Below are 25,948 nucleotides of genomic sequence, written 5' to 3' on the forward strand. Positions count from 1 at the left end.
CTTTCCGCGCTGGGTCACATATGCGATAATCAGCCTCATTCTTAAGAGGAAAACCCATGGACGAAAACAGAAGCAAAGCGCTGGCGGCGGCGCTGTCCCAGATCGAGAAACAGTTCGGCAAAGGCTCGATCATGCGTTTGGGCGCCAGCGATGTTGCCAAAGACATCCAGGTAATTTCCACCGGCTCGCTGGGGCTCGATATCGCGCTGGGTGTGGGAGGGTTGCCGCGAGGACGTGTCATTGAAATTTACGGTCCGGAGTCATCCGGCAAAACTACCCTTACCCTGCAAGTCATCGCGGAAATGCAGAAAAGGGGGGGTACTGCGGCATTCATCGACGCGGAGCACGCCCTGGACCCGCAATACGCGCAAAAGATCGGCGTCAATGTGCAGGAATTATTGATATCTCAACCCGATAACGGTGAGCAAGCGTTGGAAATCGCCGATATGCTAGTACGCTCGGGCTCGGTTGATGTGGTGGTGGTGGATTCGGTCGCCGCCCTGACGCCCAAGGCGGAGATCGAAGGTGAGATGGGCGAGCCTCAAATGGGCCTGCAAGCGAGATTAATGTCGCAGGCGTTGCGCAAGCTTACCGCCAACATCAAGCGCAGCAATACCATGGTGATTTTCATCAACCAGATCCGCATGAAAATCGGCGTCATGTTCGGCAGCCCCGAGACGACTACCGGCGGCAATGCGTTGAAATTCTACGCATCGGTGCGTCTCGACATACGCCGGACCGGCTCCATCAAAAAAGGTGATGAGGTGATCGGCAGCGAAACCCGCGTCAAGGTCGTGAAAAACAAGGTTGCGCCGCCATTCAAACAGGCCGAATTCGATATCCTCTATGGCGAAGGGATTTCGCGCGAAGGTGAAATCGTCGAGCTGGGCGTGCAACATAAGCTGATCGAGAAATCCGGCGCCTGGTATGCCTACAAGGGAGACAAAATAGGTCAGGGCAAGGACAATGCCCGCGAGTATCTGAAAGAGCACCACGACGTGGCGATGGAAATCGAATCGAAGATCCGCGCGGCCGTGGGAGTCGCCAATCAGGCCGAAACCGCCGACGTGGAATAATCGCGCTGGCATGATGTTGTCGTGAAAGCGCCGCGGCGTATCGAGCCGAACCTGAAAACCCGCGCCTTGGGTTACCTGGCGCGGCGGGAGCACTCCCGGCTCGAGCTGCAAAGAAAGCTCGCGCCCCATGCTCAAACTCCCGAAGAACTTTCTTCCTTGCTGGACACACTCGAACAACGCGGCTTTCTGTCAGCCGTGCGCATGGTGGAGCAGGTAATACACATGCGTAAAAACAAGTTTGGCAGTCAACGGATTGTGCATGAATTACGTGAAAAGGGTATCGCGGAGAATTTAATCGCCGCGGCGTTGCCCAATATCAGGGAAACCGAGCAGGAAAATGCGCGCGAAGTATGGCGGAAAAAATTTGGTGCGATGCCTGCCAATGCGAAAGAGCTTGGCAGGCAAATGCGTTTCCTCATGGGACGGGGATTTACGGCGGAAGTGATACGTCAGGTATTGCGCCACGCCGACAAGGAGGAAGCGTGAGGAATTGCCTCGCTCAGGCGGTAGTGGCGGCGGTTATAGGGATTCTGCTCGGTGGTTGCGACGCCATCAACGCAACCCCCATTAACGAAATCAATATATCTCCTGCCAATTTCGACGGCAAGGAAGTTACGCTCCGGGGTGTCGCAAAAGATCCCACGCGGATTCCGTTATTGAATACAAAGGCCTACGTGTTAAAGGACGATAGCGGAGAGGTTACCATCCTGACGGAAGCCGATCTGCCTAAAATGAACGAAAAAATCACCATCAAGGTGAAGGTGGCGAATATTGCGATTATCAATGGTGAATCGCTGGGAATGACGGTAACGGAACTATCACGGCGTTAGCCGCTACCCCCACGCCCACTGCCTACTTATGATTAGATGAACCCGATATGAAAAGTAGCGAAATAAGACAAAAATTTCTCGAGTTCTTTGCGTCGCATGGCCACACGGTCGTCGCGTCGAGCCCCCTCGTTCCCGCGAACGATCCCACGTTGCTGTTCACCAACGCGGGCATGGTGCAGTTCAAGGATGTATTTCTCGGACAGGATAAGCGAGCCTATGCGCGCGCGGCAAGTTCGCAACGCTGCGTCCGGGCGGGCGGTAAACATAACGATCTGGAGAACGTCGGCTACACTGCGCGGCACCATACCTTCTTTGAGATGCTGGGCAATTTCAGCTTCGGCGATTATTTCAAGCGCAACGCCATCAAGTTTGCATGGGAATTTCTTACGGTTACCCTCAAGGTGCCGCAGGAAAAATTATGGGTCACGGTGTATGCCGAGGATGACGAGGCTGCCGATATCTGGCTCAACGAGGTGGGAATTGCCTCGGCGCGCTTCACGCGCATCGCCACCACGGATAATTTCTGGCAGATGGGTGATACCGGTCCCTGTGGTCCCTGTTCCGAAATTTTTTATGATCATGGTCCGGAGATTGCGGGTGGCCCGCCCGGCACGCCGGAAGCAGACGGCGACCGCTATGTCGAAATCTGGAACCTGGTGTTCATGCAATACAACCGGGACAGCGCCGGTACATTGCATCCGCTGCCCAAGCCCTCCGTGGATACCGGCATGGGACTGGAGCGTATATCCGCGGTAATGCAGCAGGTTCACAGCAATTATGAAATCGATTTGTTTCAGGATCTGATCCAAGCGGCGGCCCGGGAATGTTTTGGCAACGGCAGTAGTGCGCAGGATCTGTCGAGCAACTCTCTCAAGGTAATCGCCGATCACATCCGCGCCTGTTCCTTTCTCATCGCCGATGGCGTGATTCCCGGCAACGAGGGACGCGGCTACGTGCTCCGGCGCATCATCCGTCGCGCCATACGCCATGGCTATAAACTGGGCCAGAATCAACCATTCTTTTACGCGCTGGTGGAAGATCTGGCGAAAGCAATGGGTTCAGCCTATCCGGAATTGGTTGAAGCCAAGGCTCGCATAGCAGCCGTGCTGAAACAGGAGGAAGAACGTTTCGCCGAGACGCTGGAAAATGGCATGCAGATACTGGAAGCAGCGCTGGGCCAGGAAAGCCGCATCCTGGATGGTGAAACCCTGTTTCGTCTCTATGACACCTTCGGTTTTCCGTTGGACCTCACCGCCGACATTGCGCGCGAACGGGGCATCGCCATCGACCACGCCGGTTTCGAGCAAGCCATGGCGCGTCAGCGCGAGCGGGCCCGGGCAACAAGTAAATTCACCATGCAGGATGGCATCGCCTACAGCGGTCTCCCGACACAATTCCACGGCTACGAGAACGTGCAATACGAAGGCCAGGTTCTCGCGATCTACCGGCAGGGTAGCCGCGTGGATTTTATCGAGGCGGGTGATGAAGCCGTGGTCGTCCTCGATCAGACACCGTTTTATGCGGAATCCGGCGGGCAGGTAGGCGATTGCGGCGAATTGCTGGCGGCAAACGGTACCTTTGCCGTATCCGACACGCAAAAAATTCAGGCGGATGTGTTCGGTCACAAGGGGCTGTTGCGCAGCGGGCGGCTGGTGATCGGCGACAAGGTGCTGGCAAAGGTGAATCCGGAGGCGCGGGCCCGCACCGAGCGTAATCATTCCGTCACCCACCTGATGCATAAGGCGCTGCGCGAGGTACTGGGTGCCCATGTGCAGCAAAAAGGCTCACTGGTGGATGCCGATAAAACGCGCTTCGATTTTGCGCATAATCAGCCCATGACGGATGACGAAATTCGCAAGGTCGAAGTTCTGGTCAATGCGGAAATACTGACCAACGCGGCAACTGGGGCGCGCATGATGGCGATAGAGGATGCGAAGAAAACCGGTGCGATGATGCTGTTCGGTGAGAAATATGGTGACGAAGTACGCGTGCTGGATATTGGTTCCTCGCGTGAGCTATGTGGCGGTACACACGTCAAGCGCACGGGCGACATCGGATTATTCAAGATTGTTGCTGAGAGCGGGGTGGCTGCCGGAGTGCGGCGCGTGGAAGCGGTAACCGGCGAGGGCGCATTGGCTTATATTCAGCAACAGGAATCGCAATTGCAGCACGTGGCGGATGCAGTGAAGGTGCAGCCGCGGGATGCTGCTGTACGCATTACCCAAATCCTCGATAACGTAAAACAGCTGGAAAAAGAACTCGCACGCATGAAATCGAAACTTGCCAGCTCGCAAGGCGATGATCTCGCCGGCCAGGCGCGGGAGGTGAAAGGCGCAAAAGTCCTGGCAGTCTGTCTTGAAGATGCGGATTCGAGGACGCTGCGCGAAACGCTGGACAAGCTCAAGGATAAACTCAAATCCTGCGTCGTCGTGCTGGCCGCGATAGAAGCCGAAAGGGTCAAGCTGATCGCGGGTGTCAGCGACGATCTCACGACGAAAATCAAGGCGGGCGAGCTGATTAATTTTGTTGCCTTGCAGGTGGGCGGCAAGGGCGGCGGCCGCGCCGACATGGCCCAGGCAGGCGGAACCCAGCCGGATAATTTACCTGCCGCGTTGGAGAGCGTGGCAGGATGGGTTGAACAACGGCTGTAGCGTCTGGCAGGAACTTGTTTTTTTAAAAATAAATCTTACATACCGTATTATGACAAGCAAACACTCCCGCCTTATCATTCTCGGGTCCGGTCCCGCCGGTTACAGCGCGGCAGTCTATGCCGCGCGCGCCAACCTCAAGCCCGTGCTCATCACCGGCATGGCCCAGGGTGGCCAGCTCATGACCACTACCGACGTCGATAACTGGCCGGCGGATGCCATGGGCGTGCAAGGCCCGGAATTGATGGAACGCTTCCAGAAACATGCGGAACGCTTTAACACCGAGATCATTTTCGATCACATTCACACTGCCAAACTTACCGATAAACCCATCACGCTGATCGGCGATCAAGGCACGTACACGTGCGATGCGCTGATTATCGCCACCGGGGCTTCCGCACAGTACCTGGGATTACCCTCGGAAGAGACGTATATGGGCAGAGGCGTATCGGGTTGCGCCACTTGCGATGGATTTTTCTACAAGGGGCAGGATGTAGCGGTGGTGGGCGGCGGCAACACGGCGGTGGAAGAAGCCCTTTATCTTTCGAACATTGCACGGAATGTCACGCTCGTACATCGACGCGACAAATTCCGCTCGGAAAAAATCCTGATCGATAAATTGATGGACAGGGTGAAAAACGGCAACGTCAAGCTGGAGCTCAATCATGTGCTGGACGAAGTATTGGGGGATACTTCCGGCGTTAACGGCATGCGCATTAAAAGTACCCAGGACAGCTCCGGCAAGACCGTGGCGCTGCAAGGCGTATTCATCGCTATCGGCCACAAGCCCAATACCGATATTTTCCAGGGACAGCTGGAAATGAAAAACGGCTATATCGTGACCCGGAGCGGAAACGAGGGCAACGCCACCGCAACCAGCATCCCTGGTGTATTCGCGGCGGGCGACGTGCAGGATCACGTCTACCGCCAGGCGGTGACCAGCGCGGGAACCGGCTGCATGGCGGCACTGGATGCGGAAAAGTATCTCGATGCTTTGAGTTGAGTAGCCATTGAGCAACCACGGCTTGAGAAGCTCATATGAAACGGCGGGTCAAGAAGTCTGCAACCGAGCCTGCAACCGGTAATGCAGCGGTATCCGGAATTGTCGATGACGACACTGCATTGTTCCGCAACGCGGTTCGGGATGTAGCGCCGCTGCCCAAATCCGGCCAGACGCCCCAGACCGGGAATCCACCTCCACCCATCCCGCGTCAGATTCCACATGACGAACAGACCGCGCTGGATGACTCGCTCTCCGATCATATCTCGCTGGAGATGGAAGCGGGCGATGAGTGGTCATTCCTGCGCCCCGGTGTCTCACGCCAGACCTTGCGGCGACTGCGGCGCGGCCATTGGGGGATTCAGGCGCAACTCGACCTGCATGGATTCACCCGTGACGAGGCGCGCAGGGAACTGGTGACTTTCCTCGATACCAGTAACAAACGCGGTTTCCGCTGCGTGCGAGTAATACATGGCAAGGGGCTTGGCTCAAAGTCTCACGAGCCGGTGCTGAAGGTCAGGATTGGAAGCTGGCTTTCGCAGCGCGATGACGTACTGGCTTTTTGTCAGGCCAGACCGGAAGATGGCGGCAGCGGCGCGGTGCTGGTGTTGCTTAAGGCATCGGCACCCGCAAGATAATGCCTTGCAATGATGGCGCCATCGCCGAGCGCTTGCTAGAGGGTTGGAGTTTCTTCGTGAGCATAGGTTTTCTCATGCACTTCCTGGCATTGCACACATCGTTGCGCAGTGGGATAAGCCATTAGCCGGTCAAAACCGATTTCGCCACCACAATCGATGCAATCGCCGAAATTCAGCTCCGCCAGGCGTTTTAAGGCCGCCTCCACCTCACGCATCTCATGCACCTGCCGGTCCACCATGGCAGTATTGATATCCAGCAACAGATCCGCCACCGAGCCGTCGCCGGCATCACGCACACTACCCGCCAGGTCGATATAACGCTGCTCGCCCGAACGTTCCAGTTCACCACGAACTTCTTCCCGCAAATCCAGATAGCGTTGTTGCAGCGATATTTTCAGTTGCGTCAACTGGTCTTCGGTCAGTTTTGCCATGATGATTATTTCCTTATGATTATCGTGACAGCGTTTTACATAGAATGCAAAGATACAGTATGCGACTTTCGATTGAATCAAAAGTCAAGAACTGCACAGTCCCGCGTACCAACGATAAGTTCGTTCACAAACCCTTCAGTTTCTTTAAATCCTCGATCACTTCAGCAGAATTGCGCGAAGTGCTGGCCGACAAATAAATTTTGGCAATCTTGCCTTGCGGGTCGATCAGAAAAGTATTGCGCTTGGCCATCCCGCCATCGCTCCGCAGCGAATCGTAGCGCGCAGCGGTCTCGCCCTTGCTATCCGCCAGGAGCGGGAAAGGCAGATTATATTTCTTGGCGAAATTGGCATGACTGGTACTATCATCCACGCTCACGCCGACAACTTGCGCACCCAGATCCGTAAGTTGATGGATATCATCGCGAAATTTGCATGCCTGCTCGGTGCAGCCGGGCGTGTCATCTTTGACATAGAAATACAACGCCAGCCACTTGCCGCGATAATCCGCAAGCTTATGATTTTTTCCGCTCTGATCAGGGAGATTGAAATCTGGCGCCGGCTGGCCTACTTTAAGCGGCTCGGCACGTGCGGCCTGACTCCCAAAAAACAGAGCTATTGCCATCAACGTTGCAAGTATTGAAAGTATTTTCATAAATCCTCCATACATTTTTGTAGGATGGGTGAAGCGAAGCGCAACCCATCATTCATATCTCCCCAAATTCCACATCGCCTGACTCACCGCTTCCAGCCCAATTTCTGGAGTATGTGCCGGTTTCAACATAACGATGAAATGTGGAATACGACCAATCCGCAACCTGCTTAACATGCTGATGTTTGACCGGATTGTAATAGATATAATCCTGATCGGCATTTCCCGTAAAGGTGGAAACTCAACTCTGTCATTCCCGCTTTCGCAGGAATGACAGAGCAATAGGTAATAGTCGCCATCCTCATGCTCATCTTCCCCGCATGCATTATTTAATGCCTTTTATATCCCACCAAACTTATCTACCAACCTCCATCCAATTTCCTGACCGGCCAGGCCCAAAACCGCAACAACAGTGCCGCAAAAGCCGCCAGCCCGCCGGCAAAAAAGAATGCCATTTCTGCACTTTGAAATTGCCAGATGGAACCAAATAGCAACCCTGCCGGAATCGCCGCAATGCCCACCATCAAATGGTACCAGCCAAAAGCCGTTCCGCGTTCGCGAGGTTCCGCATAATCACTGATAATCGCCCGTTCCGCACCTTCGCTCATGCCCGCGCAAAGACCGTAAAAAATGCTCACCGTCCATAGCCCGATGCTATCCGTAACCGTGCCCAGTAGCAAAAACGAGATCGAGAATGTTGCCCATCCGATCAGTATCAACGCGCCGCGCCCCCAGCTATCGGCCAATTGCCCGCCCCAGGTGGAAGTGGCTGCCTTGGCAAGATTCAAGGCCGACCACAGCAACAATAATTCGACTACTCCCACGCCTAATTGGTGCCCCAGCAGCAGGATAAAAGTTTCCGAGGCGCGGGCAAATGTAAACAGCATCAACACCAGCAGATACCGGCGCATTGGCACAGATAAAACCGACCAGCGTAAAGGCGGCAGCACCACGGGAGCATGAACAGCGGCTTCTTCTTCTCGCATCTCTTCTTTGACACCCGCACCCAGCAGCAGCACCGCGACAAAACCCGGCACCGCCGACCAGAGAATCACTTCTGTCAGGCTCATGCCGGCCCATGCCAGCGCAGCGGCCGCAACCAGGCTACCCGCCACCGCTCCCGCATTATCCAGCGCCCGGTGAAAACCGAAGGCATAGCCACGCATCGCGGGCGGCGTTGCATCTGCAACCAGCGCATCACGCGGCGCGCTGCGCAGACCTTTCCCCACCCGATCAATGCTGCGCAGCACCAAAATCATTGGCCAGGAACCAGCCAGCCCCAGCAACGGGCGGGCAATGTTGGACAGTGTATAACCCGCTACCGCCAGCCCCTTGCGCCGCCCGCTCATGACATCTGAATGCCGCCCCGACCACAGCTTGAGCAGGCTCGCCACCGCGTCGGCAACACCCTCGATAAATCCCAGAGCCAGCGGCCCGGCGGCCAGCACCGTCGCCAGCAATATGGGAATGAGCGGAATGACGATATCAGAAGCGAAATCGTTAAAGAAACTGACCAGGCTGAGAACAACTACGGTGCGAGGGAGTTTTTGGCGCATCGCGGTATTTCCTTCAGGGACTGCGGCGGGTTTATTCATACCGGCATATTAGCGTAAAATGCAGCCGTCGCCCTGGTAGCTCAGTGGATAGAGCAACCCCCTCCTAAGGGGTAGGTCACACGTTCGATTCGTGTTCAGGGCGCCATTATCCATGACGCTTTCAGCCGCAAGAGAGCTTTTATCCCTCTTTTTATTTTTATAAATGTAACCATTTTGTAACCGCCATCTTTAAAATAGCCCTATTAACTCTTACAGAAGGTCCACAATGCTTGAAGGCGAACTGAGTAAGCGTCATGAGACATGAAAAATTGACCGTTTTTGCGGCTGTTGTGGCGGCGCTGCTGCTCGCGGGATGTGCGTCCCATCCGGAAAGGGTGCTTTCGCAAAGGGGTTCGGCGTATGCCATGCTGCCGAACGGAATGGATCCGCTTAATCCGCAACAGGTTTCGCCCATGTTCGCTGCCGCGGCAGAGGGGAAACCGAATTTCGTGCGCCAGCTAGAACGCAAGGTGGGTCGCGCGCTCAACATGCTGTCCCTTTCGGGCGGCGGTCAGAACGGCGCCTTTGGTGCAGGCCTGCTGAACGGTTGGCGCGAAAGCGGTCAACGCCCCCAGTTCGATGTGGTTGGCGGGGTGAGCACCGGCGCATTGCTCGCGACCCACGCGCTGCTCGGCACGCCAGCCGACGATGCGCAGCTCGAAGAGATGTACACACAGATCACCAAGAAAAATATCCATAACGAAAGAGGGATCTTCAGCCTCGCGTTCGGCGCCGATTCCCTCTCGGACACTACACCCCTGCGGGCGCTCATCGCTAAATACATTACCGAGGACACCTTGAAGCGTGTGGCTGCCGCGTACAACGACAACCGATACCTCCTCGTGGGCACGACCAACATCGATTACGGCCAGACCTGGGTCTGGAACATGTCCCTGATCGCGAAGGACGGCAACCTAGAGCTTTATCGCCAGGTGTTGCTCGCATCCGCAGCGTTTCCCATCGTGTTCCCGCCGGTGGAAATCGACGGTCACCTCTTCGTCGACGGCGCCGCCCGTTCGAATGTCGTCATTGGGGGATTGGGCGGGTCGGAGCGCCCCGCGCCTCCGCTTTATGGAGTGGGGAACATATACCTGGTCGACAATGGTAGGATGCAAAGCCCACCCGAGGCTTTGCGCAGAGCTCTTGGTAACGTGGCAGCCACGACTATCAGCGTCATGATGGACCAGTCGATGCTAACGGCAATGACGCGCTCGTATTTCGGCGCTAGGTTTTTGGGTTATAACTTCAATTTGGCAGCCATTCCCAACGACGTAAATATCGGCAATGACCCGCTTGCTTTCGATCCGGAACAAATGCGGGCGGCGTTCGATGCAGGACGCGCGATGGCGAAGAAGTCCGACCATTGGATGACCGTTCCGCCCAACACCGGCGATATTCCGAGCTGGGCTCTCGAGCAGATCAAGTAGGCGCTACTTCCCTGTGTCGTATTTGTGCGGGGCGACATGTGCTGCCTGTCGGCGTGGCGGTAGCGATTGCTTCGGGAGGGACTAGAATTTAAAACCCGCGCTCGCGCAAAAAGCGAGGTTGTTGCCGTGTTGAATCAATGGTAATCAATGGGGTCATGGTAATCAATGGCAAGAATCAATGGGGTCAGACTCGATTGATGCAACATGGAAGGCAATATATTGATTGCTTTCCGAGAGTTCGAGTATAGACGGCCTAGACGGTCGGAACAATTCGTATCAATGAGTCTGATCTCATCGAAACACTCCAGAATGCAAAGTATGCCAGAATGTTACATTGTGTGTGCATTGAGTAATACTTTAAGCATATTATGAACCAGCCCATTGTGAGGAAGCATACCGTGGCGCATTCTCGTTATCATCGATTCGCGATCACCGTACCCGAACGGATGGCAGCGCAGATTGATGATTATATGCGAGATCGAGGGACGGAGCCGTTCGGAGTTTTTCCGTGAAGCGGTAAGAATTTACCTTGCCTCGAGATCGCGCGAACCACAATTTCTTATGCCGACAAGCGAAGAGGAGCGCAAAGACAATCCGTTCCACACGTTTGCCGAATGGGATTCGGAAGCAGACAGCATCTATGATACGCTCCGCTAAACCCCGATTTCAGCCGTGGGATGTGCTTGTCCCCTTCCCCTATACGGAAAGCAACTACACCAAAGTACGTCCCGCGCTGATCATTTCGACCGAGACATTGAGCACGAAGACCGGAAAGTATTTCCTGTCAATGATTACGAGCGCACAGCACGCACGGTCGTATGGAGATATCGCTGATTAGCGATCTGAAACTCGCCGGGTTGCCGGGCGAATCCATCATTCGTCCGAGCAAAATCGCAACATTCGAGGAGACTTTGTTTGTTCGGCGCATTGGCACTTTATCGACCAAAAACCGGAAGAAGACATCCGCTCAATTGCGTGAATTTTTGTGTGTTGAAGAGAAAGGATAGCTCAGAGGCTGACCCTATTGAAACACGCTATTGAAACACGTTGGGCAAAATGCGTAGGATCAAAGTCTTAGGCTCTATTCATAATGCTGCAAATTGAACCTTAGCGGGATATGGCGAGGCAAGTGCCCCGCCATGTCCCGCCAAATATTTGGTTGTCGCAATACATCACTTCTTGCTGCGGAAGGAAATGTCTCGATCATCCCAATTGTGCCATGATCAGTCATCGACCGGCAAACAACTCAGAATTGGATCAATTCCTGTCCGGTGATAACAACTGTGCTTAACTCGAGATTATCCCGCGCTTTATTTTTTTTCTGCCAGCGCCTGGCATTTATCAATGAATGCTTGCCGCGCAGTTTCATTATCAAAAGTTGGAAGGATCGCCTGCATTCCTCCGCCAGAGCAATTCGTTGCATTTATTTCAGGAGCTCCGTCACCACCACCACAACCAACCAAAGCGGTACTAAGGGCAATAATAAATACAATATGTTTAAAACTCATTAAAGTCTTCCTCTTTAAAAATTATTAATATGGTACGGATTCAAGTCCGAAGTACAACAACGGGTGGTTGCTTGGCGAGCTTACCGGCACCCCGAAGGATACCTCATAAGGAGTTATAAATTCCAGCATTTTGCGCGACCGGCGGTTGAGTCGCTCTACACCGTTTCCGTCAATCATCTATACGCAGAACCGCGTCATCCGAATGGATGGATAGCAAATCAATGAGGCTCAAACCGTTTCTTTACAACTCCTCACATCCTCAGTAACCGTTTTCCCATCCTTGAGCACAATGGTTTGCCTGATGGTTTTGCATTCTCCATTCTGCTGCGTCGGCGGTGTCGATGGAACAACCTCGGCCTTGCCCGTCAAGCCATTATCCGGGTTGCTGAAGGTCTGGGTTTGTCCCGTATTGAATGCCGTTTGGGACACCTGGGCCATTCTTTGTTTATCTTCTTCTCCAAGATAGCCCGCGATGTAGGCGCCGACATAGTAGCCCGCGAGGCTCCCGGCCACGGCGCCCGCGATACGGCCCGCCGTGCCGCCACCGAGATACTGGCTAAGATAGCTTCCCCCGAGGGAGCCCGTGATGCTGCCAATCACGCCCCCTACACGCCTCGCGTCCGCTGTTTGACATGCCGGCAGAAGGGTGACCAGCACAATTATCATCAACCACCTGGTCCATGCGTTAGCGTTTAATGCGTGGTTCATGATATTTCCTTTCCAAAAGTGTTGCCAGAACCAGGGGATAAACATCGAATATATTTGCTACAGCCGATGTGGAACCGAGTGAGAAAAACGTATGACCGCCGCCGATATCAGCGTCGGCCCTCGCATACCTCACTGCGGATTTTTACAGCTTTTTATATCCTCAGTAACCGTTTTTCCGTCTTTGAGCACAATGGTTTGCCGGATCATCTTGCAGTCATCGCCCTGCTGCGCGGTTTGTGTCGAGGGGACAACTTCGGCCTTGCCTTTCAAGCCGGTATCGGGATTGCTGAACGTCTGCGTCTGGCCGGTATTGAAGGCCGTCTGTGATGCCTGAGCCATCTTTTGCTTATCCTCTTCTCCAAGATAGCCTCCCAGCCCGGCACCCACGTAATAACCGGCAAGACCTCCCGCAACAGCCCCTGCGATGCGGCCCACCGTACCCCCGCCCAGATAGCTGGCAAGATAGCCTCCTCCAATGGAACCGGCAATGCTGCCAATCAGGCCGCCCGCCCGTCTGGTATCCGCGGTTTGACATGCCGGCAGGAGTATGACCAGAGCAATTATTATCAAACGCCTGATCCATGCGCTAGAGCTTGATACGTAGCTCATGATATTTCTCTCCAAAGTCTTTCCGGAAATGGGACAACCCACGGAATATAATCCTAAGTCCGGCAGTTGACTGCTCATTTTTCAGATTAGTGCCCTGATCTGCAAGGTTTTCTTACACTACTTGACCTTCACCTTTGGGTGAGTTCGCTACGGGGTGGATTGCACGGTTTTTGCGGCACATGACTGCGTTGCAACGCCTTGGAATGGAATGACCATTCCGCGTTGTGCGCCTTGCCCTGCACCCCAAAAACCGTATATTTCACCCCGTCCAACTACCGGATTTAGGATAATCGGTAACGCCGATGTGAAGTATCCGGCGGGAAACCAGGCATAATTCCGTTTCCCTGCCTGCGGAGGCCTGTTGAGCATTATTAACGAAAATGGCTGCTTTCGGATGACATAGTTGACAGCCTTCTATTCCACGGGGTAAATTTCACGCTCGAAAACGGATCGCCTTTTCACCCGTTTACCGCAATTACAGGCGTGGCAGACAATGAGAATAAAAAGAGTAATTTGTACGGGGTTGCTATTGGTTGTGCTTCCAATGCTCTCCGGCTGCTGGTACCTGGTCGCCGGCGGAGCTGGCGCCTATGGTGGCTACAAGATGAAAGAGAAAGGCTACACGCTACGCAACCCCGTCGCCAAGGAGAAGAGTAGTACGCAACCATCCAAATAGGACACTGTTTTGCTTCGCGGTATATTCCGGCCAGCTATATGCCCGCATCCCCTCATTTTTTTCCTTCGCCCGCTTTGGGGAAAATCCCATATTTTGATCAACCAACAGATACCCATTATTTCTGGTGCGCCTGTTTCCATTCGTCGGCTTGTTTTCGCGCCTCGGCAATCTGTTCCGGTGTCATGAGCTTCGCCATAACCTCACTATTCAATTTCGCATCCTCATAGCCCGTCGCGCCGGCAACATCGAACCATTTCTCCGCTTCGACGAAGTCCTGCTTCACACCATTGCCTTTGTAGTACAACACGCCCAGATTGGTTTGCGCGCCGGGATGTCCCTGTTCGGCCGCCTTGCGATACCAACCTAGGGCTTGCTCGTAATTCTGCGCAACACCCGAACCGTTGTCATACTTCACGCCCAGGCTGTATTGAGCCCGGGCATATCCCTGCTCAGCCGCCTTGCGATACCAGGCCAGGGCTTCCTGTTCGTCCTTGTTAATCCCGCGGCCGTCATCGTACCGCACACCCAGGTTGTATTGTGCATCCGCATCCCCCTGCTCGGCGGCTTTGCTATACCAGGATGCGGCTTTATGATCGTCCTGCGTTACCCCCTTGCCTGTGGCATACATGACACCGAGATTAAACTGGGCGGGGGCATACCCTTGCTCCGCCGCCTTGCGATACCAGGATAGGGCCTCTTCGTCGTTCTGTGCTACCCCCCGGCCTCTGGCGTACAGGACGGCAAGCTTGAATTGAGCCCGAGTGCTTTCCTGCTCAGCGGCTTTGAGATACCAGAATGCGGCTTGCCGCTCGTCCTGTGTAGTACCCTGTCCTTTCGCGTATGCCAGCCCCAGATTGTATTGAGCATCGGGGTTGCCTTGCTCGGCCGCCTTTCTATACCAGGAAACGGCCTCCCGGTCATTCTGCGCGACCCCGCGACCCTTCGCATACAGAACGCCAAGCGCATATTGCGCATCCGCAAAGCCCTGCTCAGCAGCTTTGAGATACCAGGATGCGGCTTGCTGGTCGTCCTGTGCTACCCCCTGGCCCTTGAGGTACATGAAGCCCAGAATGGATTGTGCGGGGGCGTGCCCCACCTCCGCAGCCCTGAGATACCAAGTCATGGCCTGTTCATAGTCCTGCGCAACCCCCTGGCCTTTGGCGTACATGACACCCAGATTGTATAGCGCAACAGGATAGTTCTTTTCGGCGGCCTTGAGATACCAGGTCATGGCCTGCTGATAGTCCTGCGTGACACCCTGGCCTTTGAGGTGCATGTAACCAAGAATGGATTGCGCCGGCGCATCTCCCTGATCCGCCGCCTTACGGTACCAGACCACTGCCTGCCGGTAATCCTGCGGAACGCCCCGGCCTTTGGCGTACATGACACCCAGATTGAATTGCGCGTCCGTATTTCCCTGTTCAGCGGCCTTTCTGAAAGGTTCCACCGCTTTGGCGTAGTCTTTGCTGAGAACAAACTTCATCCCATCTTCAAAGTCTCCGGCAAAAACCCGGGGTGCCAGCAACACCAGTAATAGTCCCGCTATCGGTAACAACCGCGCCATTTACTCACCATTATCGATTCAAGCCCTGTACCGCTTATCCTTTTGCTCCGTTGCCAAAAACCTGAACTGCACCCGAGAAGCTTGGTAAACAGGCTGCGCGCAAGTATTCCGAACATCGTCATTCTATCGCGGCAAACAAGCGAAAATTATCATGCCACACGTCATGCCGGGGATATTTTTTCCGTGTTTTAATGAATGAACGAAGAGAATCCGGAGTCCCACAGTCTCACCGAAGGGCAAGATGCACGTGAGGCGAGCGCTTTCCCCTGGCAAGTTAACACCGGATGTATGCACAGGTTAAAGGAAGTTGCCTGGGTTTCGGGGAGTCTCTGAGTAAACCCCTGTTTTTCCCGGCATACCGCTCCACAGCAGACTTATTCAGAGATACTCAAGAAGACGAGGATGAGCAAGCTTTCAAATTCTCCCATGCTATGCTGCCTTCGTATTCATCCCCTCTCAGCGTAGCGCGCACCGATTCGTCGTCGGTTCTTTTGATCATTAAAAGGAACGAATAATTGGGGCCTGTGTAAGGACTTCCCACATAGTTGCGAACTTTTGGCACCGGTTCCGCATAAATCCCTACTGCATCGGGGTTCGTCGGCAAGGTACGCGCATACATGCCCGGTAATGTGCCAAGCGAATAGGCATAAACTTCGGTCGCGTCAATGTCCGGATATCGTCGCACCTCATATCCCAGGCCGCTGATTACCCACCGGGTATCCGATCGCAGCTTGTTTATCACGCAACTGGCAAGGGAGGCGTGATTTCCCGTGAATTTGTCCGCATAAATTTGAGGCTTGTGTTTGAAAATGCCGAAACCCGCGCATGCTGACAAAAGCAGGGCTAAAATTACGATTGACTTATTCATGGTTTACCTTTTTTAACCTGAATTGCTGCATCGGTTCACTGTTTTTTGAGGATCATGGCGATGCCCAATTGTAGCCGGTGACAGGTTTAATAGTAGCCGAATTGTGACGACAGCGCAGGCATAATCTCAAGGATTCAGACTCGTGCATGGATTTCCCAAACGGCGCATCCTTACTCAGGATGAGTCGAACATCCAATTGAGTGAGCAGGACGGCATACGTGCGCTCCATCTGGGTAACAGCATGGTGCAAAGCGCCATGAGGCTGGCTGCTCCCAATGATCTGGAGCTGATCTATACTCGATGCATGATGGGATTCATGCTGTTTCATCCCAATCCTGAAAATATTCTGATGATTGGCTTGGGAGGAGGGTCGCTGGCGAAATTCGTCTATCATCGGTTGCCGCGGACGAAAACAACCGTGATCGAAATTAATCCACAAATTGTTGCGATGGCGCGCAATTATTTTTTTGTGCCGGATGATGATGAGCGCCTGCAAGTGATTATTGCGGAAGGGGAAGGATACGTCGCCAGCCATCCTGCCAGCGCGGATGTGCTGATGATTGACGGCTTCGACGATGGCTGTCAGGTTTCCTCGCTTTGCAGCCAGGATTTCTACAATCGTGCCCGTGAGACATTGAAGAAGAAGGGTGTACTGGTAGTGAATCTGCTCAGCAGGGATAAGGGGCTTCAGGAATATCTGAGACGCATCGAGAACAGTTTCGATGGTCACGTTATAGTCATGACGGCGGAGGCGCGTGGTAATCTGATCGCCTTTGCTTTCAAGCAGAATCCCGCCAAACCGGCATGGGAAGAATTAACGGAACGCGCAAAAAAACTTGAAACGGAGTTTGCGTTGCCTTTTCAGGAGTATGTCAAGAAACTGCGAAGGGGCAAGATTGTGTGAATCATGCTTTCAGGCGGATTTCAGTACGGTCGCGCCCAGGTTTTCTTCTGGCTGGCGTCTTGATGGGTTACGCTACGCTTTACCCATCCTACATAAGCTGGTAAAGTTTTAGATTATGCAAGCCCGCGCTAATGAGCAACGGGCAAGAACAAAGATAGAGGGAATCAGGGCTATGGCAAAACTGTACGAATCCGACCACACTAAATTCATGCGCGAATTGTTCGAGCAAAACCCGCAACTGGCGGAAGATCAGAAGGAAGCGCGCGCGATCTGGTGGGACAAGAATCTGGATAGAGATGAACGCAAACGCTTCAAGGAATCGGCCGTGCCGCAAAAAGCCTACGTCTATTTTGGAAAATAGCAGCGTATATTAAATGTAGTTGTCGAGATTTGATCTGACGAGTGTCGCATTTAATTTACTGCTTTCGACCTAAAACAGACATTTAGGCGGCTCGTACCGAGAAAGTTCTAATGTCGCGCGCGTAACGGCTTGGGGATTGGCCCACGTGCCGACTGAACGCGGTGCTGAAGGTACTGGCGGAACTATAGCCGACACGTTCGGCGATCTCGGCGAGCCCGATGTCCTGGCGGCGGAGCATATCCTTCGCGACCGCCATGCGCCACGCAAGCAAATATTCCATCGGAGGCAGGCCCACGGTGCGTGTGAAGCGATCAAAGAACGCAGAACGCGAAAGAGCAGCCTTCTTCGCCAGCTGGATCACTGTCCACGAACGCGCGGGATCACCATGCATCTGCTGCATTGCCAGCGCGATGCGGGTGTCGGCCAATCCACGTAGAAGCCCAGGGGGAGAATGTTTGCCCGACGTCGAACGCAGTGCTTCGATGAGCAACACGTCCACGAGTCGTGTCAACACGAGGTCACGACCTGGCCTGTCGTCGCTTGATTCCTCAGCAACGAGCCGTACCAATATCGAAAGTCGCTCGGCACCACGTATGTACATCAGCGCCGGCAGAAGCGATACCAGCAACGCAGCATCGGGTGAGTCGAAGGCAAAGTAACCGCCGAGCAAGCGTACGTCCGGGAGCCCACCTTGCCTGCCATGGCGAATCTCTCCCGTTGGGGCGGGTGCCACTTTCGGATTGATGAGCTCGGGCATTATTGGATCGAATCCTGACAAGATAAACCCGGGTGTCGCCGGCAGGAGTACGAAGTCACCCGCCTCAAGGGTGAGCATATCTTGACCGTCGACCGCAAGAAGGCAGCGTCCCTCGAGCACAGCACAGAAGCTCGGCTGGCCAAAATCAGAGTAACGGACACCCCAGGAACCGGCACCGCTGATACTCTTTGAGAACACAGCGCGGGGCCGAAGCAGCGTGATGACATCCGAGAGTGGATCGCTCATATTCGGACTGTAGCAAAAGAAATCAGGACCTTTAATTGTAGATAATCCTGCTTCTCGCCGCTATAGTGCCGCTATCGAAACCACACGTGGAAACAAACATTATGAAAACTGTACTCATTACTGGCTGCTCTTCCGGCTATGGCCTCGAGACCGCGCGCTACTTCCACTTTCAAGGCTGGAATGTGGTCGCCACCATGCGAACCCCGCGCGAAGATGTGTTGCCCGCATCGGAGCGCCTGCGCGTATTGGCGCTCGACGTGACGAATCCGGAAAGCATTGCAGCCGCACTCAAGGCAAGCGGGCCCATTGACGTACTGGTCAACAACGCGGGTATCGGGCTCTTCGGCGCTTTCGAGGCAACTCCGATGAGTACAATGCGCGAGGTGTTCGAGACCAACACCTTTGGTGTGATGGCAATGACGCAGGCGGTTCTGCCCCGATTCCATGCGCGCCGCTCGGGCGTTGTCGTTAACGTAACCTCGAGCGCAACACTGGTACCGATGCCGTTGGTCGCCGTATATACCGCCAGCAAGATGGCCATCGAAGGATTCACCGCATCGCTTGCACACGAGCTTGAGATATTCAACGTAAGGGTGAAGCTGGTCGAGCCTGGCTACGCACCGACCACGCGCTTTACGAGCAATTCAGGATCGCGCATGGATGGACTGATCCCGGAAGCATATGCGCGTTTCGCGCAGAGCGTCTTCGCGTTGTTCGCTGAGCCAACTGCAGTGACTACCGAGTCCGACGTAGCCAAGGAAGTGTGGCGTGCCGCGAACGATACGTCTGGGCAGTTGCGATTTCCAGCGGGTGCCGACGCTGTGGCGCTGGCTCAGTCGAGTTAGCCAACAGTGGGGTTAGGTAAACGGCGCAGTGCCGGACATCTGTCGAGGCTGATTTCCTTGACCGGGGGGTGAGCGGCTGCTCCTGTCACTTAGCACAGTCCGAACCTGACATTGTTTGTCCAATCAAATTCAAACTATACATATTAAAAAAATCAGAGCGCCTCAAATACCCCCGCGGCACCCATCCCGGTACCTACGCACATCGTGACCATACCGTACTTCTGATTGTGCCGGCGCAGGCCATGCAGCAATGTGGCGACGCGGATGGCGCCGGTGGCGCCCAATGGATGACCCAGCGCAATTGCGCCCCCCAGCGGATTGACCTTGGCACGATCCAGCCCCAGGTCGTTTATGACCGCAAGACTCTGGGCCGCGAACGCTTCATTCAATTCGATCCAGTCGAGATCGTCCTGACTCAAACCAATCTGTTTCAGCACCTTGGGTATCGCCTTGATCGGGCCAATGCCCATAATCTCCGGCGGTACGCCGGCAACCGCAAACCCCATGAAACGTCCAATCGGGGTGAGATTGAAGCGCTTCAATGCCGCTTCGCTTGCCACGATTACGGCTCCCGCACCATCGGACATCTGTGAGCTATTGCCCGCCGTTACCGAGCCACCCGCGGCAAATACCGGTCGCAGGGTAGCCAGCGTTTGCGGGTTGGTGCCGGGACGCGGGCCTTCATCAGTATCGCGGATGGTGGATACGTTACGGACCTCATGCGTGACGAGATCAGGTAACTTTTCTTCCACCGGATAAGGTGCGATCTCCTGCCTGAATTCACCCATTTTGATAGCTTCAAGCGCCCGAGCATGGCTTGTTACCGCAAATTCATCCTGTGCTTCGCGGCTGACTTGCCACCGTTGTGCGACTTTTTCCCCGGTTATGCCCATGCCGTAAGCAATGGCGACATTCTCATTCCGTGCAAATATCGCCGGGTCCAGCGACATTTTGTTACCCGTCATCGGCACCATGCTCATGCTTTCGGTGCCGGCGCCGATCATCACATCGGCCTCCCCCAGGCGGATGCGGTCGGCCGCGATCGCCACCGCCTGCAATCCCGATGCGCAAAAGCGATTGATCGTCATGCCCGGTACACTATCCGGGAGTCCGGCCAATAAAAGCCCGATACGTGCCACATTCATGCCCTGTTCCGCCTCCGGCATGGCGCAACCGGCAATCACGTCCTCAATGGCGGCCGGATCGAGTCCTTCACATTGCGCCATCGCAGCTTTCAATACATGTGCCAGCATGTCGTCCGGTCGCACTGTTTTGAACATTCCGCGCGGCGCTTTTCCTACCGGAGTGCGTACGGCAGCAACGATATAAGCGTCCTGAATTTGTTTGCTCATGGCAGTTCTCCTTCGCTAATTCACATTAGGAACGATTGTGAGTTAGACATGCTTCGATTTATAAAATCATCCTAAACCCTGTAGCGGACTCACACGGAAGATGATCCTCAAATAACACAGGAAATCTTTATGAATCATAGAACTAAACTCATAAATGAGCGATCAACTACCGGATTTAGGATCATCTGATTAGTGGATATATTTGTGTTCAGGAAGTATTTTTCAATAGCCGCTAATTCCTCAGCGGTTTTCCCGTCTTCAGCGTATGCTCCACGCGTGCTTGCGTCTTCTCAGTGGCCAGCAGCTCTATAAACGCAGCCCGTTCCAGTTCCAGAAACCAGTTTTCATCGACCAGGCTGCCGGGTGTCAGCTCACCCCCGCACATGACATGAGCGATTTTGCAGCCGATCAGGTAATCGTGTTCGGAAATGAAATTGCCTTCCAGCATGTTAACAAGCATGCCTTTGATGGTGGCGATGCCGGTTGAACCTGCCACGGAAATATTGCGGGTTCTCAGCGGAGGACGATAACCTGCTTCAGCCAACGCGAGCGCCTGCGCCTTGGCGACGTAAAGCAATTCGAACCGGTTCATCACCACCTGGTCGGCATGGCGCAGATATCCCAATTCCTTCGCATTCTCAGCACTTTTTCCCAGTTGCGCGGTTGCGACGCTTTGGAAATAATTTTTCAGCAGCGGAAAAGGATCACCATCTTTTGCATTCTGTGATGCCCGCAGGGCGAGCTCTTTGCAGCCACCCCCGGCCGGCAATAATCCCACACCGGCCTCCACCAGGCCAATATAGCTTTCCATTGTGGCTACCGCACGGTCGCAGTGCATCACAAATTCGCAGCCGCCTCCCAAGGCGAGCCCATCCACCGCGGCTACTGTGGGAATCGTCGAGTATCTGAGATCTTGCGAAGTCTGCTGGAACTGCGCCACCATTGCCTCGACTTCCGCCAGTTTTCCGGCCATCAAGGCATCGGCAAGATTGAGACTGCGCGCCGCTTTGAGCACTGCGGACTGCGCAGTTTTCCTCAGCTTTTTTGCCAGCACGCTCAAGGTGGAGGGTGGTTCGCCACTTTTCAGGCGCTCGGTGGCCTTTTGCAAATTGGCGCCCGCCGAAAATGGTGGCTCCGTTTGCCAGATTACCAGTGCGCGCCAGTTGCGCTCCGCTTCATCGATGCTCTCTTGCACCCCATCCAGCACATCGCTGCCGATGGTGTGCATCTTGCTCTTGAAGCTGAGAATGGCGATTCCGTCATTGCCAGCGCCGCCAGCACTGTCAACGGTATGCCACATTCGTACTGAATCCGTCTCGAATATGGTTTTGCCGTATTGCACGTCCTCGCTCAGGAGCCGGTCCGGAAACAATTGCCGCCGATACACCGCTAATTCTGAACGCGGGCGGAAGATATTCGTGGCCGGCGCATAGGAACCATGCGTCCTGTGTACACCCTGTATACTCGAATTGATGGTCTGATTCACACCTTGGCCCATTTCCTGGACCCAGTCAGGCAGCGGCGCTGCGCTCATGCTCTTGCCCGCGGCGATATCCTCATTGATCCACCCTGTAATCTCGTTCCATCCTGCTGCCTGCCAGATTTCAAACGGTCCCTGATTCCAGCCGAATCCCCAGCGCATGGCGAAATCAAGATCACGCGCATTGTCGGCGATTTCGGCGAGATGGACAGCGCAATAGTGAAACAGGTCACGAAACAGGGCCCACAGGAATTGTGCCTGAGGATCAGGGTTTGTTCGCAGCGCGGCAAACTTATCCGCGGAATTTTTACGTTTGAGCAATTCCTTTACGCTGTCGTCGGCCGTTGCTGCGGAAATACGGTATTTCTGTGTGGCGAGATCGAGCACTTGGATTTCCTTGCCCACTTTCTGATATATCCCGCGTTTGGTTTTCTGTCCGAGCGCGCCGCTGTTTATCAAGGCTTGCAGCCAGCCGGGCACGGCATAGTAGGAGTGCCACGGATCGTCCGGCAGCGTGTCGCGCATGGTTTCGATCACGTGGGCGAGGATATCCAGTCCCACCACATCGCCGGTGCGGAAGGTCGCGCTTTTGGGACGTCCGATCAGCGGACCGGTCAAAGCATCCACCAGGTCAAATCCAAGGCCGAATTCGCTGGCATGATGCATGGTGGCGAGCGTGGAAAATACCCCTATGCGATTGGCAATGAAATTAGGGGTGTCCTTTGCGCGAATCACCCCCTTGCCCAGATAAGTGACCAGAAATTTTTCCAGATCATCAAGCATCGCGGTGTTGCTTTCTTCGCAGGCGATCAACTCCACCAGGTGCATGTAGCGCGGCGGATTAAAAAAATGGATACCGCAAAAACGGTGACGCAGGTTCTCGGGGAATGCCTGTGCCAACCGGTTGATGGAAAGCCCGGACGTGTTGCTGGCAAAAATGGTGTGTTCGCCGAGGTGTGGCGCGATTTTCTTGTACAGCTCGGTTTTCCAGTCCATGCGCTCGGCGATGGCTTCGATCACAATATCGCAATCCCGAAGCCATTCAAGATGCTGGCCGTAGTTGGCGGGCTGGATAAAGGCTGCCCTGGCGGAGACGGATAGCGGTGCGGGTTCTTGTTTCTGCAGATTCCCCACCGCTTTGGTCACATTGGCGTTGGGGTCTCCCTGCTCAGCAGGAAGCTCAAACAACAGCGTTTCCACATTGGCATTAATCAGATGCGCCGCGATCTGTGCGCCCATCACCCCGGCTCCCAGAACAGCGGCCTTGCGTACGACGAATTTACCGTTAGTCAATTTCGCCTCCAGTTTGATTCATTTTTTACATCAGGCAAAAATCCAGATTTCGTCACAATACCTTGTTGCTCCCCGATTGCCAAACTCGAATGCTTCCTGCATAGGACATATGCTGTGTCGATATTTTTTGTAAGCGCTCGCAGTTGGTTAATGAGTTGGCTAATGAGCTTGTATATAACTTTGAATTTTTTGAGGGACCTATCATTCCTGTGGAACAACTCGTGGTCTTCGATTCTCATCCACCGCTACATAAGTCAAAACCGCCTCCGTGACCTTGATGCATATTTCGTCGCTACCTTGACGCAGCCCGCGCTGGGCATAGACTGCAACATCCACCGTGATGGAAGTGCGCCCGATCTTGACGATGCTGGCATAAAAGCTCACCACATCGCCGACGAATACCGGCTGCTTGAAAACAAATGAATTTACCGCCACCGTGGCTACGCGTCCGCGGGCGCGACGGATTGCCGGTAGACTGCCCGCAATGTCCACCTGTGCCATGATCCAGCCGCCGAATACGTCGCCCGCATAGTTGGTGTCGGTGGGCATTGGCACCAGACGCAGAATAGGGTCGCAGCCTTCCGGCAGCGGGGTGTGGATTTCCGGGCTATGACTCATCTTTGTCCTGTCATCGTTCCTTAGTGGCCTTAATGCCCTTCATAAAGTCTGCCCACTTCGGCCTTATAGCGATCAAGGACCCGTCCCCGCCGCAGTTTCAAGGTTGGCGTGAGCATGCCGTTCTCGATGGTCCATGGCTCTTGCGCCAGCGCCACGCGGTATACCTTGGCATAGCCTGGAAACTCGCTTATCTGACGGGTAATTTTTTCCAGCAGGATTTCCTCAAGTTTCTGGTCTTGCGCCAGGTTACGCCAGTCACGATCAAGGTGATATTGTCCTGACAGACTTTCCCAGTGGCCGGAATTCAGAACCACTAGTGCGCTTAAGTATGAGCGCCCTTCACCGATCAGCATCACCTGCTCGAATAATGGATCGCGCAGAATCGCGGCTTCCATATCCGCTGGCGGGATTTTCTCACCGGTAGACATGACGATGATTTCCTTCAGGCGTCCGGTGATCGTTATCCCGCCATTTTCATCAATGCGTGCGATGTCACCGGAGTTCAGCCAGCCATCAGGTGTCAGCACCGCCTTGGTGGCTTCCGGATCATTCCAGTAACCGAGCATTACATTGGGTCCGTGAATCAGCAGCGCATTATTCTCACCAAGCTTCACTTCCACACCCGGAATGGGCCGCCCCACGGTTCCCGGGACGTTGTTGTCAAAGGTGTTGCTGCATACCACGGGGCTGCTTTCGGTCATGCCGTAGCCTTGCAGCAGCGGCAGTCCCAAACCGATAAATATCCGCGAAACGTCAGCCGATAACGCCGCCCCGCCAGTCATTGCCCCGCGAAGCCGCCCGCCTAGTTTGGCCATCACTTTCTTTGCCACCAGGCTGTCCAGCAACGGCCATAACAAGTGAGAAAGACGCCACGAATCCCGCTGCTGCTGATATTCAAAGCGGCTGAAACCGACGTCAACCGTCAAGTTAAACAGCTTACGGCTGACGGCAGACCCTTCCGCGAGTTTGGCGCGAATTCCGCCGTACACCCGCTCGTAGATTCGGGGTACCGAAACCAGAATAGTGGGACGAATGATCAGCAGATCCTCCGGCAACTGCTGAATCGAGCGGGCATAAGCCACCGTGGCCCCACACATCATGGGGACGTAATAACCACCCGTGCGTTCATAGGCATGCGACAGGGGAAGAAATGAGAGCATCAGATCATCCCGTGATAGCGGCACAATCTGCGAGCAGCCATAGGCATTTGTAAGTATATTATGATGGCTCAGCATCACCCCCTTGGGGCGCCCTGAAGTGCCGGAGGTGTATATGATAGTGGCCAGTTGATGCGGATCGGCTTTGATGGACTGTATCTCTCCGGCCTGCTCCGGCAGCCAGTCATGCAGCGCAAGCACGCGACGGTCGTCAACTTTTTCGGGACTGCTCTGAATTGTCACAACGCGCGTCAGATCGCCAACCTGATGGACCAAGCCGGAAAATGCCCGCCACTGCGCAAGCTCTTCCAGCAATAAAACTTTGACGCCAGCGTCGGACAGAATATAGGCGGCATTTTCCACGCGATCAGCCGTGTAAAGAGGCACGACCACCAACCCCATTCTCAGCGCGGCATGTTCGAACATCACCCATTCCGGGCAGTTTCGTAACATCACCGCCACCCGGTCGCCGGTCACCAGATTCTCCTGAGAGAGCGCGGCCTGCCAGCGCAGGATACCCTGATCCATCTGTTCCCAGGTGAGATCGCGCCATTTGCCGCTTGACCGGTCGTAATCCCGGTAAGCCACCCCTTCGGGTGATCGGCGGACTCGCTCACTGAACAGACCGTTCAGTGTCCCGGCTACTTCCACCGGAATAATGTTCAGGTCGTGCTGACTGTTTTGCATGAGTCGTTTCCCCCGGCCACG

25 protein-coding genes and 1 tRNA gene are annotated in these 25,948 nt (G+C 54.6%); 13 read left to right on the forward strand and 13 right to left on the reverse strand.

Annotated elements, in window-relative coordinates; translation table 11 throughout:
- Window positions 1–56 precede the first annotated feature (56 nt).
- Genes recA through BLO43_RS09785 form a run of 6 tightly spaced genes read left to right on the forward strand, consistent with a single transcriptional unit; the run spans window position 57 to window position 6,192 of the window.
- Window positions 57–1,076, forward strand: coding sequence for a recombinase RecA (gene recA / locus BLO43_RS09760; protein ID WP_074630647.1), 1,020 nt, complete (start codon window positions 57–59; stop codon window positions 1,074–1,076).
- Window positions 1,077–1,097: 21 nt separating this feature from the next.
- Window positions 1,098–1,562 (forward strand): recombination regulator RecX, encoded by a 465-nt coding sequence (recX, locus tag BLO43_RS09765; protein ID WP_074630646.1) that lies wholly within the window; start codon window positions 1,098–1,100, stop codon window positions 1,560–1,562.
- A complete protein-coding gene (locus BLO43_RS09770) occupies window positions 1,559–1,906 on the forward strand; it encodes a hypothetical protein (protein ID WP_090906913.1) in 348 nt (115 codons plus the stop codon). The genes recX and BLO43_RS09770 overlap by 4 nt, the downstream gene beginning before the upstream one ends.
- Window positions 1,907–1,953: 47 nt before the next feature.
- Window positions 1,954–4,557, forward strand: coding sequence for an alanine--tRNA ligase (gene alaS / locus BLO43_RS09775; RefSeq protein ID WP_090906914.1), 2,604 nt, complete (start codon window positions 1,954–1,956; stop codon window positions 4,555–4,557).
- A 49-nt stretch (window positions 4,558–4,606) separates the two neighbouring features.
- A complete protein-coding gene (gene trxB / locus BLO43_RS09780; protein ID WP_090907011.1) occupies window positions 4,607–5,557 on the forward strand; it encodes a thioredoxin-disulfide reductase in 951 nt (316 codons plus the stop codon).
- Between the two features lie 35 nt (window positions 5,558–5,592).
- The gene (locus BLO43_RS09785; RefSeq protein ID WP_090906915.1) at window positions 5,593–6,192 is read left to right on the forward strand and encodes a Smr/MutS family protein; all 600 of its coding nucleotides are present in this window, start codon (window positions 5,593–5,595) and stop codon (window positions 6,190–6,192) included.
- Window positions 6,193–6,227: 35 nt separating this feature from the next.
- On the opposite strand, the gene BLO43_RS09790 is transcribed toward BLO43_RS09785, so the two are convergent.
- The 3 genes from BLO43_RS09790 to BLO43_RS09805 form a co-directional block, all read right to left on the reverse strand.
- A complete protein-coding gene (locus BLO43_RS09790) occupies window positions 6,228–6,623 on the reverse strand; it encodes a TraR/DksA family transcriptional regulator (protein WP_090906916.1) in 396 nt (131 codons plus the stop codon).
- A gap of 124 nt (window positions 6,624–6,747) precedes the next feature.
- On the reverse strand, window positions 6,748–7,275 hold the full coding sequence (locus BLO43_RS09795) for a peroxiredoxin (RefSeq protein ID WP_175443925.1): 528 nt from the start codon (window positions 7,273–7,275) through the stop codon (window positions 6,748–6,750).
- Between the two features lie 356 nt (window positions 7,276–7,631).
- Window positions 7,632–8,828 carry an MFS transporter gene (locus BLO43_RS09805; protein ID WP_254773417.1) on the reverse strand — a complete coding sequence of 399 codons (1,197 nt, stop codon included), beginning with the start codon at window positions 8,826–8,828 and terminating at the stop codon, window positions 7,632–7,634.
- 69 nt (window positions 8,829–8,897) lie between these two features.
- Between BLO43_RS09805 and BLO43_RS09810 the strand changes: the two genes are divergently transcribed.
- From BLO43_RS09810 to BLO43_RS16460, 3 genes are all read left to right on the forward strand, one after another.
- Window positions 8,898–8,973: transfer RNA gene (locus BLO43_RS09810), tRNA-Arg, on the forward strand.
- 148 nt (window positions 8,974–9,121) lie between these two features.
- On the forward strand, window positions 9,122–10,294 hold the full coding sequence (locus BLO43_RS09815) for a patatin-like phospholipase family protein (RefSeq protein ID WP_090906918.1): 1,173 nt from the start codon (window positions 9,122–9,124) through the stop codon (window positions 10,292–10,294).
- Window positions 10,295–10,934: 640 nt separating this feature from the next.
- The gene (locus BLO43_RS16460; protein WP_139149265.1) at window positions 10,935–11,132 is read left to right on the forward strand and encodes a hypothetical protein; all 198 of its coding nucleotides are present in this window, start codon (window positions 10,935–10,937) and stop codon (window positions 11,130–11,132) included.
- Window positions 11,133–11,604: 472 nt separating this feature from the next.
- On the opposite strand, the gene trbK is transcribed toward BLO43_RS16460, so the two are convergent.
- The 3 genes from trbK to BLO43_RS09840 all read right to left on the reverse strand — a co-directional run bounded on the left by trbK (window position 11,605) and on the right by BLO43_RS09840 (window position 13,119).
- Window positions 11,605–11,802: an entry exclusion lipoprotein TrbK gene (gene trbK / locus BLO43_RS09830; RefSeq protein ID WP_090906921.1), complete on the reverse strand. Its 198-nt coding sequence runs from the start codon at window positions 11,800–11,802 to the stop codon at window positions 11,605–11,607.
- A gap of 228 nt (window positions 11,803–12,030) precedes the next feature.
- On the reverse strand, window positions 12,031–12,510 hold the full coding sequence (locus tag BLO43_RS09835; RefSeq protein ID WP_254773418.1) for a hypothetical protein: 480 nt from the start codon (window positions 12,508–12,510) through the stop codon (window positions 12,031–12,033).
- Between the two features lie 129 nt (window positions 12,511–12,639).
- Complete coding sequence (locus BLO43_RS09840; protein ID WP_254773419.1) at window positions 12,640–13,119, reverse strand: hypothetical protein; 480 nt, start codon at window positions 13,117–13,119, stop codon at window positions 12,640–12,642.
- A gap of 493 nt (window positions 13,120–13,612) precedes the next feature.
- Between BLO43_RS09840 and BLO43_RS09845 the strand changes: the two genes are divergently transcribed.
- Window positions 13,613–13,795 carry a hypothetical protein gene (locus tag BLO43_RS09845; protein ID WP_090906922.1) on the forward strand — a complete coding sequence of 61 codons (183 nt, stop codon included), beginning with the start codon at window positions 13,613–13,615 and terminating at the stop codon, window positions 13,793–13,795.
- Window positions 13,796–13,910: 115 nt separating this feature from the next.
- Here BLO43_RS09845 and BLO43_RS09850 read toward each other — a convergent pair whose 3' ends face one another.
- Entirely contained in the window at window positions 13,911–15,359 is a 1,449-nt protein-coding gene (locus BLO43_RS09850; protein ID WP_254773420.1) for an SEL1-like repeat protein, read from the reverse strand.
- Window positions 15,360–15,747: 388 nt separating this feature from the next.
- A complete protein-coding gene (locus BLO43_RS09855; RefSeq protein WP_090906923.1) occupies window positions 15,748–16,227 on the reverse strand; it encodes a hypothetical protein in 480 nt (159 codons plus the stop codon).
- Between the two features lie 142 nt (window positions 16,228–16,369).
- Here BLO43_RS09855 and BLO43_RS09860 point away from each other — a divergent pair, with 142 nt between their 5' ends.
- Together BLO43_RS09860 and BLO43_RS09865 are read left to right on the forward strand one after the other, a co-directional pair.
- Window positions 16,370–17,131: a polyamine aminopropyltransferase gene (locus BLO43_RS09860; protein ID WP_090906924.1), complete on the forward strand. Its 762-nt coding sequence runs from the start codon at window positions 16,370–16,372 to the stop codon at window positions 17,129–17,131.
- A 172-nt stretch (window positions 17,132–17,303) separates the two neighbouring features.
- The gene (locus BLO43_RS09865; protein ID WP_074630631.1) at window positions 17,304–17,492 is read left to right on the forward strand and encodes a DUF3460 family protein; all 189 of its coding nucleotides are present in this window, start codon (window positions 17,304–17,306) and stop codon (window positions 17,490–17,492) included.
- An 82-nt stretch (window positions 17,493–17,574) separates the two neighbouring features.
- Here BLO43_RS09865 and BLO43_RS09870 read toward each other — a convergent pair whose 3' ends face one another.
- Window positions 17,575–18,495, reverse strand: a complete 921-nt coding sequence (locus BLO43_RS09870; protein WP_090906925.1) for an AraC family transcriptional regulator — start codon at window positions 18,493–18,495, stop codon at window positions 17,575–17,577.
- Window positions 18,496–18,596: 101 nt separating this feature from the next.
- Between BLO43_RS09870 and BLO43_RS09875 the strand changes: the two genes are divergently transcribed.
- Window positions 18,597–19,340, forward strand: a complete 744-nt coding sequence (locus tag BLO43_RS09875; RefSeq protein ID WP_090906926.1) for an SDR family oxidoreductase — start codon at window positions 18,597–18,599, stop codon at window positions 19,338–19,340.
- Between the two features lie 152 nt (window positions 19,341–19,492).
- Here the strand turns inward: BLO43_RS09875 and BLO43_RS09880 are convergent, their stop codons facing one another.
- The 4 genes from BLO43_RS09880 to BLO43_RS09895 all read right to left on the reverse strand — a co-directional run bounded on the left by BLO43_RS09880 (window position 19,493) and on the right by BLO43_RS09895 (window position 25,927).
- Window positions 19,493–20,692: an acetyl-CoA C-acyltransferase gene (locus tag BLO43_RS09880; RefSeq protein WP_074630630.1), complete on the reverse strand. Its 1,200-nt coding sequence runs from the start codon at window positions 20,690–20,692 to the stop codon at window positions 19,493–19,495.
- Window positions 20,693–20,924: 232 nt separating this feature from the next.
- The gene (locus BLO43_RS09885) at window positions 20,925–23,465 is read right to left on the reverse strand and encodes a 3-hydroxyacyl-CoA dehydrogenase/enoyl-CoA hydratase family protein (protein ID WP_090906927.1); all 2,541 of its coding nucleotides are present in this window, start codon (window positions 23,463–23,465) and stop codon (window positions 20,925–20,927) included.
- 201 nt (window positions 23,466–23,666) lie between these two features.
- A complete protein-coding gene (locus BLO43_RS09890; protein WP_090906928.1) occupies window positions 23,667–24,083 on the reverse strand; it encodes an acyl-CoA thioesterase in 417 nt (138 codons plus the stop codon).
- A gap of 29 nt (window positions 24,084–24,112) precedes the next feature.
- A complete protein-coding gene (locus BLO43_RS09895; RefSeq protein WP_090906929.1) occupies window positions 24,113–25,927 on the reverse strand; it encodes an AMP-dependent synthetase/ligase in 1,815 nt (604 codons plus the stop codon).
- Window positions 25,928–25,948 lie beyond the last annotated feature (21 nt).

It is taken from the genome of Nitrosospira sp. Nsp13 (assembly GCF_900101945.1).
In the GTDB taxonomy this organism is placed as follows: domain Bacteria; phylum Pseudomonadota; class Gammaproteobacteria; order Burkholderiales; family Nitrosomonadaceae; genus Nitrosospira; species Nitrosospira multiformis_D.